9 protein-coding genes are annotated in these 11,863 nt (G+C 72.1%); 1 reads left to right on the plus strand and 8 read right to left on the minus strand.

Annotation, left to right across the window (positions count from 1 at the left end):
* Both VIU94_RS13560 and VIU94_RS13565 read right to left on the minus strand, forming a co-directional pair.
* On the minus strand, positions 1-558 hold a 558-nt coding region (locus tag VIU94_RS13560; protein ID WP_331911084.1), incomplete at its 3' end, for a peptidoglycan-binding domain-containing protein.
* A gap of 101 nt (positions 559-659) precedes the next feature.
* The gene (locus VIU94_RS13565; protein WP_331911086.1) at positions 660-2,366 is read right to left on the minus strand and encodes a GH25 family lysozyme; all 1,707 of its coding nucleotides are present in this window, start codon (positions 2,364-2,366) and stop codon (positions 660-662) included.
* 373 nt (positions 2,367-2,739) lie between these two features.
* Here VIU94_RS13565 and VIU94_RS13570 point away from each other — a divergent pair, with 373 nt between their 5' ends.
* Positions 2,740-3,879, plus strand: coding sequence for a hypothetical protein (locus VIU94_RS13570; protein ID WP_331911088.1), 1,140 nt, complete (start codon positions 2,740-2,742; stop codon positions 3,877-3,879).
* Positions 3,880-3,968: 89 nt separating this feature from the next.
* Here the strand turns inward: VIU94_RS13570 and VIU94_RS13575 are convergent, their stop codons facing one another.
* From VIU94_RS13575 to VIU94_RS13600, 6 genes are all read right to left on the minus strand, one after another.
* Entirely contained in the window at positions 3,969-4,958 is a 990-nt protein-coding gene (locus tag VIU94_RS13575; protein ID WP_331911089.1) for a hypothetical protein, read from the minus strand.
* Positions 4,959-4,994: 36 nt separating this feature from the next.
* Positions 4,995-5,516 carry a hypothetical protein gene (locus VIU94_RS13580; protein WP_331911091.1) on the minus strand — a complete coding sequence of 174 codons (522 nt, stop codon included), beginning with the start codon at positions 5,514-5,516 and terminating at the stop codon, positions 4,995-4,997.
* 424 nt (positions 5,517-5,940) lie between these two features.
* Positions 5,941-8,523, minus strand: coding sequence for a SpoIIE family protein phosphatase (locus VIU94_RS13585; protein ID WP_331911093.1), 2,583 nt, complete (start codon positions 8,521-8,523; stop codon positions 5,941-5,943).
* A gap of 130 nt (positions 8,524-8,653) precedes the next feature.
* Positions 8,654-10,012: an MBL fold metallo-hydrolase gene (locus VIU94_RS13590; RefSeq protein WP_331911095.1), complete on the minus strand. Its 1,359-nt coding sequence runs from the start codon at positions 10,010-10,012 to the stop codon at positions 8,654-8,656.
* A gap of 26 nt (positions 10,013-10,038) precedes the next feature.
* Positions 10,039-11,127, minus strand: coding sequence for a sulfite oxidase (locus tag VIU94_RS13595; RefSeq protein ID WP_331911097.1), 1,089 nt, complete (start codon positions 11,125-11,127; stop codon positions 10,039-10,041).
* Positions 11,128-11,259: 132 nt separating this feature from the next.
* Positions 11,260-11,796 carry a DoxX family membrane protein gene (locus VIU94_RS13600; protein ID WP_331911099.1) on the minus strand — a complete coding sequence of 179 codons (537 nt, stop codon included), beginning with the start codon at positions 11,794-11,796 and terminating at the stop codon, positions 11,260-11,262.
* Positions 11,797-11,863 lie beyond the last annotated feature (67 nt).

Consider the following 11,863-nt stretch of genomic DNA (forward strand, 5'->3'; position numbering starts at 1 on the left):
GAGGGATCGGTCCCGCTGGTACGAGGTCACACGGGCAGTCGTCGCGGGGCCGAAGCGCGCGTCGGCGTCGGTACGGTATCCGTGGGCCACGAGCAGGAGTTGGATCGCGGCGACCGTCTCGCCCTCGGCGCCGGATCCGACCAAGGGCCACGCACGGGGCCCGGTGTCGGGCCTGCGGGCCTCCGTCTCGGGCGGCGTGGGAGGTGGAGTCCGTACCGGGGCCGCTCCCGTGTCGGCTCCGGCTCCCATGTCCCCGGTCTCGGTCTGGGTCTCGGTGTCGGTGTCGGTGTCGGTGTCGGTGACCACGTCTGCGTCGGCCGGGAGGCACTCGGTCGTCGCGCAGTCGTCGAAGGTCGGTGAGGCGGCCGGTGGCGGTGGGCTGTCGGCGCGACCCTGGGCGTTCTGGTGGACCGAGGCGGCCAGGGTGATGGCGGCGACGACGACGACACCTGTCGCCAGTGGACGGTGACGGAGCCAGCGGAGCAACCGCCCCGGCACTCCGGCGGGTCCGCGCGGCGGACCGGCACGGTGCGACGTGCGTGTGGCTGTGGCGTTCATGGCCTTCTCCAAGAGGAGGAGTGTGGCTGATGGAGGTTCAGGAACCGTCGGCCGGGGGCGGACGCCCACAGGCGTCCGCCCCCGGCTCAGCGGTGTGCGGGTTACTTCCAGGCGCAGTGGACGTGAGTCCGGTGACCGGCGGACGGCGGGCCGATGATCTCGGTGGCGCCGAGCTGGGAGCAGGCCGCCATCAGCGCGCGGTGCGGCGCGCCGCTGCCGACGTGCTTTCCGTTGATCTCGTTCACGTCGAAGCTGAGCCCGCGGTAGTGCCGGGACTTCTTGCTGTGCACGCCGCCGACGAACTCGGAGATGTTCAGCCGGTAGCCGTACGTGTCCTGCAGGGTGAGCAGGGCTCGAAGCATCCGCGGGTCCAGCTGTACCCGCGTGGCGCCGACGTGGCTCTGCGGGCTGGTGAGTGCTCCGCGACCGGCAGCCATGTCGACGATGTTGGCGTAGGCGGTGGAGCCGTTGTGCCGGGTCTCCGAGTGCGCACGGGCGAACGTGATTCCAGGCGTCTTGAGAACCTGCTTCGCCAGGGCGACGGCGTTACCCGCCGGAATGCCCGTCCCGCTGCCGCCCCGATCGGCGAGCAGGCCAGCCCAGGTGCCGGCCCCCGCGACACCGTCGGCCTGAAGCCCCCTGGCGCTCTGGAAGGACCGGACGGCGGATGCGGTGGCGCGGCCGAAGACACCGTCGGTGTCGACCCGCAGACCGGAGGCGTTCAGCTGATGCTGCAGGGCCTTGACGGCGGCGCCTCGGCTGCCCTCCTTCACCGTGACGAGCAGCGCGCCCCACGTGCGGGCGCCGATCACGCCGTCGGCCTGAAGACCCTTCGCGGACTGGAACGACCGTACAGCGGCCGTCGTGGCCGGGCCGAAGACGCCGTCCGCGTCGATCCGCGCGCCGGCCGCGGTGAGGAGTTCCTGCGCGGTGACGACGTCGATGCCACGGCTCTGCGCCTTGAGCACCGGCGCCCCGGCGACCGGTGGTGCCGAAGGCTGCTGGGGGGCGGGGGTGGTACTGCCTCCGCCACCGCTCAGATGGGCCAGCTGCCGCAGCTCGGCGAGGGAGCCCCGGAACACGTTCAGGTCCACCCCGTCCCTCGACGGGATGCCGGGCACCGTACCGGTCTCCGTGTACTGCCACATCTTCCAGCCCCGCCCGGAACGCGGCACCGCGGCGGGCTCGTTCGAGCCGCTCTTGTAGCGCGGCTGCCACAGCACGTGGCCGGCGAACATCGAACCGTCGCCGTTCATACAGGCGTCGACGAAGGGCTTGTTGGTGTAGACGATCGGCCTGACACCCATCTCCGTGTCGATCACGTTGAGGAACGCCCTGACGCCGGCGGTGCTGAAGTTCGCCGGGCAGCGCCCGTTCCTGTTCAGCTCCAGGTCGAGTACGGGCGGCAGCTCACCCGCGCGCTTCCCGGCATACCCCGCCGCCTTCACCGTCCTGACGAAGTTGCGAGCCTGGTCGGCGCCCGGGGTGCGGCCGTAGAAGTGGTACGCGCCGTGCATCAGCCCGGCCTGCCTGGCGCCTTGGAGGTCTCGGCCGAACCAGGGGTCGGTCCAGTCGGCGCCCTCGGTCGCCTTGGCGAACATGAACGCCTGGCCGGAGGAACGAACCCGGTTCCAGTCGATCGCCCGGCCCCCACTGTGGTTGTGGTGGCTGGTGTCCACGCCCTTGACGCTGTAGCTCGCAGGGGAGGCCGCGTCGGCCGGCAGGACGGTGATGCCCGCGAAGAGCATCCCTCCGCTCGCGAGCGCGGCGCCGGCCCAGCCGACAGTCTTCTTCGTCGTCTTCTTCACTGCTGGTTTCCTCTCAGTCCCAAATCCATCAAAGGTGAATGCGCTTGGGGGCCGGTCAGCCGCGGCCGTCACAGGCCTTGCAGTCGCCGCTTCCTCGACAGCTGTCGCACTTCCACACGCCCCGGAGGCCGGAGCCGTCACAGGTGGTGCACTTTCCCTTGCCGTTGCAGCGCTGGCACTTGTTCCACATGGCGAACCCCTTCGTAGGTCCCGCTTGGACCGTCGGTGGAACCTTGCCCGATGCGAAGGCCCAGGTCAGAGGCTCAGAGGGCGCACTTTTTGCACTGCAACTTGCACCGCCGTAACCTGCTGCTCCTTCCGTTGCACTGCAACGAGATCTCGTGAGCCGGAGGCTTTTGTGGGGGAACCGACCGTGCTCTTCACGGAGTTGGCGCGCGCTCTGGCCCAGGCCCTCGACGCCTGGGCAGCCACGGTCGGCCAGGCGACCGACACCGAGAAGCGGCCCACACGCGCCGGCTTGATCGCAGAACTGGAGAGAGACCGGAAAGAACTGGAGCGCCTCGGCCGGACTCGAAAGAGAATCGATGAGCCTCTGCTGGCGTACTGGCTCAAGGGCCGCGATCAGCTGCGCGCGGGCGGAAAGAGGAACAGGCTTCCCGGCAAGGAGGACAGTGAAGCCATCGCCCGCGCGCTGACGAAGAGAGAGCATCACCGAGCGGAACAACTACCTGGCATCAGCGTGGAAATCGCAGACCTCGCGCGACGTCTGAAAGACGAAGGCGGAACGGGATGGCGGGACGATGTCCTCGCGAGCCTCATACCCGAGGCCATCGCCGGCGGGGACGCGAACCCGAAGAGCGATACCACCTCGTCTGCTGCGCTGCCTGCGCCCGAGGAATCCCAGCAGCAACGGCCACGACGCGGCCGGCCGAGACGGGTCAGAGCTCTGGGCAGTGCCTTGGCGGTCGCTGTCACCGCCACGGCGGTTGTCAGTGCGGTAGCGGTCATAGGGTCCGAGGATGACGAGGGTGCTGAGTCCCCCTCCGGATTCGCCGCCCCTCGCACGCCACAGCCGACCTTCTCGAACACTCCCGCACAGGGCGGCCCCGCGGAAGCCGGAGCGTCGGACAGCTCAGGCCTGGAGAAGGGGACCTTGGGCGAGGACAGCCGGTGCAGTGCCCCCTTCCAGGGGCCACACATGATCACGTGGAGGGTATGCACACGTGTCGAGAAGGACCGCGTCTCCTTCGCCTTGAAGATCACCAACAAAGGCCGGGTAGCGGCTGACGTCAAGACCCGTCTGGAGTACGCGCGAGCCGCCCAGTTGCACCCGTGCCCGAAGGCGCCGAACTACCAGCCCCTCAACATCCCGGCAGGCCGGACCGTCATCACGGATTCCAGGCAGTGCACCGTGCCCCGGGAAGCAACGCCCTTCGCCTACCAAGGGGTTGGCCGCGTAGTCGCCAAAGAGGCGAACGCAGGCTCGTACGAGCTGTCCCCCGCCGCGAACGTCTATCCCGACCGGGTCATCTGGAGGCCCGACCTCGTGTGATCAGGCAGGTGCGCACATCGCCGTGGGCCCCGGCGGCTCGCTGCGCGGGTGGGCGCGGCGAGCCGTCGGGGGTCTTGCTCAGGGCGTGATCAGCCGGCCAGTTCCGCGGTGGCCGTAGCGACGGCTGCGGTGTTGCGGGTGCGGGCAGCGGTCAGCTTGGGCTGGTGTTCGGCGATCTGGGACTTCTGGATCTTCGTCTCCTCGGCGAACCAGACGGCGACCAGGTCCGTCTTCTCCTTGCAGTCGATCTCCGCGAGGGCGACGGCGATCTCCTCCTTCGACGCCGGTCCGCCCTCGGCGTGCGGGACGATGTCGGTGGCCTCGAACGGGGTGGGGGCGGTGTAGCCCTGGGTCTTCATGCACTGCGACCAGGCGGACAGGGCCTGCTTCACGGCCGGGGCCTGCATGGACTGGGTGAAGCTGTTGCCGTTCAGCTCGGAGACGAACTCCAGGTCCTCGGAGGCCGGCTGCTTCAGCTTGCCCTTCGCCCACCCGTAGCACCCGCCCGGGTGGATCTTCTTGCCCTTGTACGACTCGGGGGCGGGCTCGGCGGCCGTCGCGACGCCGGGCTTGTGCGGCGCGGTGGGCTTGGAGTGGCCGGTCAGAACCTCGACCTGTTCGTTCGTCAGATCAGGCATCTTCTGGCGTACCTGACGGGTCAGCACCTCCGGCAGGCCGTAACCGTACTGGGCGGCGGCCTGGCCGTCGGTGAGGCCGTACCTGCGCTCCATGTTGGCGTCGTTGTCGTTGGGCGGCGGCGTCACGCCGGCCAGGGGCAGCTCCATGGCGATGCCGTAGTCGGCCATGCACTTCTCCTGGAGCTTCCGCGACGCCTGGTCCAGCGTCACGGTGTCCTGGTAGGTCTGCATGTAGGTCTCCAGGGGCAAGGACAGCCCCTTGGCCAGACCCCGCTCCGGCGTCGCCTTCGGCCAGTTCGCCTTGTCGACCATCGGTTTGTTCTCCGCCACCGGCGCGGCGCCGGCCGCGTCGCTCGCGGTCCCCGCACCGCACCCCGTGATCAATGCGGTCGCCGCCGCCATGGCCACAGCGGCGATGCCCGTGCGCTTGTTCCACGTCATGGTGATTGTTCCTGTCTGCGATAGCGAAAGCGGGGCTCAGGCGAAGTGCTGCGAGGCGTTCTCGTTCTTCAGGGCCGAGATCAGGTTGGTGAGATTGCAGTCGCCCCAGGGCTCACGGTGGGCGAAATACTGCGAGGTGCCGCCGTAGCCGGAGTTGTAGTACACGCGGTAGTTGTCGACTCCGCAGTTCTCCACCGAGGCCGCGTTGTTCTTCACGTACTGCCACGCGCCATTGCCGTTGCCGTTGAAGACGTAGCGGTACGTCGTCAGGGTCGAACCCTGGTACTGGCTCGTTCCCCAATAGTCGGAGACGTTCCCGTAGAACTGGGCCCAGCTGGTGATGTAGTGGCCGTCCTGGATGGCCAACTCCTTGGAGTTGTAGAGCAGCCAGAGATCGCCCTCGGAGCAGCTGATCCACGGGACACTGCAGTTGTCGGTGACGTTGTACTCAGCGGCGTGCGCCGGAGTCACGGCGGCCATCAGCCCGACGCTCGCGGTCATGGCGACGACAGCCGCACGCGCCTTGGCACGCATCGACGTGTTCTTCATCCTGGGCATATCCCTCTCCCGAGTTTCTGCAGGCGACCTGCGGACCGGGCGGTTTATACACCATGGCCTCGCGGCCGGGCGAGTGACTGGACGAATGGTGTGCAACCGCGTCAGTCATCTCTGAATCACCTCTCGATCGCCCATTCAGTCACCTCTCAACGCGACCGAAATGTCTAGGCAGTTGACAGGGCGTCATCTCCGTGCCCAATAATTCGGCCGCCGGTGCCGAATGGCGATGAAGGTGAAAGGGATCGTTGAGGAGCTGCGCCCACGCGGGCGGGCATGAAAGTGCCCGACGGCCGGAGCCGTCGGGCAGATCTGTGCGGGCGCGGGCGCGCGGTCAGGCTGGGTGCACCACGCGCTCGCCCGTCGGCTCTACGACGACGATCCGGACGTGCGACGGCGCGTACTTCCGCCGTTGGCCGATCGAGTGTCACATCGGCCGTTCCGCGCCAGGGAGTTCCTGTTCGGACCAGATCGTCTTGCCGCCGCGGGTGTAGCGGCTGCCCCAGCGGGTGCTGAGCTGGGCGACCAGGTAGAGGCCGCGGCCGCCCTCGTCGGTGAGCCGGGCGCGGCGCATGCGCGGCTGGGTGGCGCTGGGGTCGGAGACCTCGCAGGTCAGCCGGCCGGCGCGGATCAGCCGTACTTCGACGGGGCCGCCCGCGTACCGGATCGCGTTGGTGACCAGTTCGCTCAGGATCAGCTCGGTCGTGAAGGCGAGTTCGTCCAGGCCCCAGGTGGTCAACTGCTCGGCCGCCAGGGCCCGTACGCGGGAGACGGCGGCCGGGGTGGCCTCCACCGGCCAGGCGGCGGTGTCCTCGGCGGGCACCACGTGGGTACGGGCCAGCAGCAGGGTGACGTCGTCGGTGCGGCGGTGCGCGGGACGGCCGGAGACGATCTCCCGGCCGACCTCGCGCAGCGGCGCGGCGGGGGCGGTGCCGGCCCGGTCGAGTCGGCGGGCGAGTTCGACCATGCCGGCGTCTTCTTCCACATCGCTGCGGATGTCGCCTCCTGTGCCACGGCCGTCCCCTCCTCCCGTGCCACGGCGGTCCCCGCCGCCCTGGCCCTCCTGGGCCCACCAGTCGACGAGCCCGGCCACGAGCCCGTCGGTGTACAGCGCGAGGAGGGTTCCGGGCTCGACCTCGATCTCCGCGGTCTCGAAGGGCAGGCCGCCGACGCCCAGCGGGGGTCCGGGGTCCACCGGTACGTACACGACCGTCCCGTCCGGGGCGCGCACGGCGGGCGGCGGGTGGCCGGCGGAGGCCATCGTGCAGCGGCCGGAGACCGGGTCGTAGACGGCGTACAGACAGGTGGCGCCGATCGGGTCGATCCGTTGCCCGCCGTGCTCCACGTCGTCCGGATGCTCGGACTCGTCAGAGCGGTCGGACTCGGCGGCGCTCTCGACCCGCAGCTGGGAGACCAGGTCGTCGAGGTGGACCAGCAGCTCGTCCGGCTCCAGCTCGAGGTCGGCGAGGGTGCGGACGGCGGTGCGCAGGCGTCCCATGGTGGCGGTGGCCGCGAGGCCGTGCCCGACGACGTCCCCGACGACGAGGGCGACGCGGGCGGAGGAGAGCGGGATGACGTCGAACCAGTCGCCGCCGACACCGGTGCCGGTGTCGGCGGGCAGGTAGACGCCGGCCGTGGTCACGGCGACGGTGTGCGATTGCGAGGGCGGCAGGAGACTGCGCTGCAGGCCGACGGCGGACCGGTGCTCCCGGGTGTAACGGCGGGCGTTGTCCAGGGCGAGGCCGGCGTGCAGGGCGATCTCGCGCAGCAGGTCCAGGTCGGCCGGGTCGTAGCGCGAGCCGTCGCGGTGGACCGTCACGCGGCCGAGGAGGATGCCGCGGGCCCGCAGCGCGGCCGCCATCGACCTCCCCCGGCCATCGGTGTCCTCGACGGCGTCAGGGTCGATCAGGACCTCGACGCCGGCGGGCGGGCGCCCCGACTCCGCGCGTCCGACGACGGCGGTCCGCCGGAGCGTGAGCCGCCCGTCAGCGTCGGGGAGGGGGTCCCCGCCGCTGAACACCGCCTCGGCGATCTCCACCACGGCGAGGTCGGCGAGCCCGGGCACCAGCACGGCGGCGAGCTCCTCGGCGGTGCCGGCGACCGACAGCGAGCCGCCGACGGCGGCGGTCGCGCGCTGCAGCAGGGCGAGCCGCTCGGTGGTCCGCCGCGGCGCGGTGACGTCGGTGAACAGCGCGGTGACGCCGAGCACCCCTCCGGTGTGGTCCTGGAGCCGGAAGGCGGTGATGGCCATCACCGCGCCCGCGCCCGGGCTCACTATGGTCCGCGTCATCTCCTCCGCCCGGATCAGCGGGCTGCCGGTCAGCAGCACGTCACGCAGCCGCCGCTCGATCGCCTCCGCGTCCTCGGCCCACAGGAAGTCGCCGAGCCGCCGTCCGCGCAGGTCCTGCGGGACGCCGCTGTACGGAAGCAGGTGGGTGTTGGTCCGTACGAGTCGCAGCTCGTCGTCGAACACCGCAAGGCCGACCCGGTCCTGTAGAAAGAGCTCCCGCGTGAACGCCTGGTCCTGCCGCCAGCCGGCGACGGTCCCGGCGGGGGCGGCCAGGACGAAGTACCGGGCGGGGCGCACGGTGGCGGGGCCCCCTGAGGCGGGGTCCTGACCGGTGGCCGGCGCGGTGTCCTGGCGGGTTTCCTCGCGGGATTCCTTTTGGTCCGTCTCCCGTCCCCCGCCCGCCAGCGGGCACGCCTGGAAGTCGACCTTCAGGCTGATGCCGTCGCCGGTGCGCAGCACCGCCTCGCCCGACCAGGTGCCTGCCGTTCGGCCGGCGAGGAGGGTGGGCCAGGCGGTGGCGTCGGCGAGGAGCTCGGGGGCGTGGCGGCCGCAGACGCTCGCGGCGGGGAGTGCGAGCAGCGCCTCCGCGCCCGGCGACCAGCCGACGATCCGGCCCTCGGCGTCGAGCAGGGCCCCGGCCGCACCGTCGGTCAGGAGGAGACCGTCGGGGTCGTGCGAGGGCGCGCCGCCGAGGGGGTGGCCGTTCACCTCGATCGTCACCTCCCTCGCGCGGCTGTGCGCTCACCGTCGCCGACCCTCGCGGAAGCCGAGACCCCTCCATCATCCCTCCGCACACCCGGGTCGCCAGTCCGCCGCTCCTCCCGAGGTACGGCCCAGGCCGCTCGCGGGGTTACGCGTACCGCATCAGGTCCGCCACGCCGCCCCGGGTCACCGCCGTCACGCGGATGCCCGCCATGTCGAGCAGGCTCGCGGCGATGGTCGCCCGACGGCCGCTGCCGCACACCGTCCAGATCTCCCGGTCGCGCGGCAACTCACCGAGTCGACGCGGGAGTTCGGAGAGCGGGATGCCGACGGTCCCGGGCGCCCCGCCCTCCGGGCGCTCGGGCCGGACGTCCAGCACCCGGGTGCGGTCGAGCCGGGCGGCCAGCTCGGCGGCGTCCGTGGTGCGGAAGGTCCGTACCGGGCGACCGGCGGCCGCCCAGGCGTCCACACCCCCGGGCAGGTGGCCGGCGACGTTCTCGAAGCCGATCCGGAGCAGTTGGCGCAGCGCCTCCTCTGCCGCCTCCCCGGCCGGCTCGGGCAGCACCAGGACGAGCCGGGCGCCGAACGGCAGCACCTCGCCGACCAGGCTCGCGAACCGCTCGTCGAGCTCGTCGCAGATCGAGCCCGGCAGGTGCGCCGCGGCGAACGACGACCGGTCGCGGCCGTCGACGATCCGCGCCCCGCCACCGACCAGGCCCTCGACCATGGCCGGGGTGAGCGACCGGAGGGCGGGCAGAGCGCCGAGGACGCCCGGTCCGTGCCGGTTGATCGGCCCCATGTGGTGGTAGTACGCGGGGTACGGCGGCAGGCCGGCCGCGCGCTCCCCGACGAACGTCTCCTCGTCGCGCACGGTCAGCGCCGGGTTCGTCCGGCGCTCGGCGCCGACGGTGGTGGTCCGCTCCCCCGACACCGGCCCCGCCGCGCAGGAGCTGCCGGCGCCGTGGGTCGGCAGCACTCGCGTCGCGTCGGGCAGCAGCGCGAGCCTGCGCAGCGAGCGGTACTGGGCCCGGGCGAGCTCCTCCGTGCGGTCGTCGCCGGAGAGGTCGGTGCGCCCGGCGTTGCCGACCAGCAGGCTGCCGCCGGTGCACACGGCGGCCACGTCCTGCGGGGCCTGCGCGTCGTCGAAGACCAGGTAGGAGGTGTGCTCGGCGGTGTGGCCGGGGGTCGCCATGGCTCGTACGGTCAGGTCGCCGAAGGCGATCTCGTCGTCCTCCGCGAGCGGCAGGTGATCGAAGTCGTACGCGGCACGGGCCGGGCCCGCCACCGTCGCGCCGGTCGCCGCGCGGACCTCCAGCGCACCGGAGACGTAGTCGTTGTGCACATGCGTCTCCAGGACGTACCGGATCCGCACCCCGTTGCGGGCACAGGATTCGACCAGGTCCCAGCTGTCGCGCTGCGGGTCGACGAGGGCGGCCTCGTCCCCGCTGGTGAGCAGGTAGCTGCTGTCGCCGAGCGAGTCGGTGGCCAGGGTCTCGATGTCGTGCATGCCGTCGACCTCCCTCGGGGCCCGCGTCAGACCACGACGACCTCGACGGAGGCGACCTGGTTGCAGCCGTAGCCCTGCGCGTTCCAGGGGGCGCGGAGCGGCTGGCTGTCGCCGTGCGCGTCGGTCGCGCGGGCGAGCAGCCGGTACGGGCCGGGCCGCGCCGGGGTCCAGTGGGAGCTCCAGCCGGTCCACGAGTACGGCCCCGTCGGAGCGTCGAGCTCCGCCTCCTGCCACTGCGCCGCGTCCGGGTCCTCCAGGCTCTCGGCCCGTACCGCGACGCGCCGCACCGCCTCGCCCGCGCCCGCCCAGGCCCGGCCGCGCACGACGATCTCACGGCCACGGCGCAGCGCCGTGTCCGGTTCGGGGTCGGTGATCAGCGACTTGACGCGCAGGGTGGTGACCGGCCCGTCGGGGGTGCCGCGGGAGGCGACGTACACGTACTCCTCGGTCTGGAAGACGCCGGTGAACGGCTGGGTCACGGCGCGGGCCTCGACCAGCCACTTCACGTCGGCGACGGCGTACCGGCCTGGGACGACGAGGCGGACCGGCGCGCCGTGCTCGGGCGTGAGAGCTGCGCCGTTCATGTGGGTGGCGAGCAGGGTGTCCGGGTGCAGGGCCGCGTCCAGGGGGAGGCTGCGCTCGAAGGCGACGGTGCGGCCGTGCATGCTCCCGGAGTCGGCGCCGGCGAAGACGATCTCCACGGCGGCCGGGTCGATCCGGGCACGCTCCGCGACGTCACGGAACGGCACCCCGGCGAAGTGGGCGCAGCCGACGGCCCGTTGGCTCCAGGGCAGGCCGGGCGGGCGGGGAGTCATCAGGCTGCGGCCGTTGCCGGCGCACTCGACGACCACGTCGAGCTCCCGGCGCGGCAGCCCGAGCAGCTCGTCGAGGCCGAGGGAGAACGGGGCGGCGACCGCGCCTTCGAGCCGCAGCCGCCAGGCGCGGGGCGGGGTCCGGGGGATGCCGAAGTGGTCCCGTACGAAGAGGGCGCCGGCCGGCGTGACCGGCTCGGCGAGGGCGGCGGGCGGCGTCTGGGCGTTGTACGGCTCGTCCGTGACCGTCTCGGGCGCCCAGGCGCTCGCCCCGGCTCCGGGCGAGATCGCTCCTGCGGTCATGACGACACCTCCGACGGGCGCACGACGAAGCACGACGCGGGTCTCTCTCAGCGTACGCCGGAGACCTGCGCCCGGCCGGACGGACCTGCCTGAGGAGGGCCCGGCTACGGGACCCGCCTCGGGAGGCCCCGACTACGCCGTCTCCGCCTCCTCCTCCGCTTCCTCCTCCTGGAGCTTGGCGCGGCGGCCCACCACCGCCGCGGCCGCCAGGGCACTGCCGAGGAAGGCGACGGCGACGACCCAGGGCTGGTCCAGGACGTGGTCGGTCGCGTGGTCGAGGGAGAGCCGGCCGGCGCCGGCGACGCCGATCGCGGCGGCGGTGAAGCCCAGGAACGCGGGGTACTCGAAGCCGCCGGCATGGGCGAAGAAGCCGGCGGGGGCGTGGACGGCGACCGCGCCGGCCATCGCGCCGGCCCCGGCTGCGCCGGCCGCCGGGGTGGCCAGGCCGAGCGCGAGCATCACGCCGCCGCCCGCCTCGCCGAGCCCGGCGGCGATGGCGGCCTCCTTGCCGGGCGTGTAGCCCATGGCCTCCATGCCCTTGGCGGTGCCTTCCAGGCCCCCGCCGCCGAACCAGCCGAAGAGCTTCTGCGTGCCGTGCGCGGCGAGCACGGCGCCCGTGCCCACCCGTAGGAAGAGCAGGCCGAGATCGCGTCGGTTGAAGGATGTCATCGGGGTCTCCCGGTGGTGCGCGGGTGGGACTTCGGGCTTCCACTCTCGCCGCGCGGGCCCTGCGACG

The sequence above is a fragment of the Streptomyces sp. genome, from assembly GCF_036566765.1.
GTDB lineage: Bacteria > Actinomycetota > Actinomycetes > Streptomycetales > Streptomycetaceae > Streptomyces.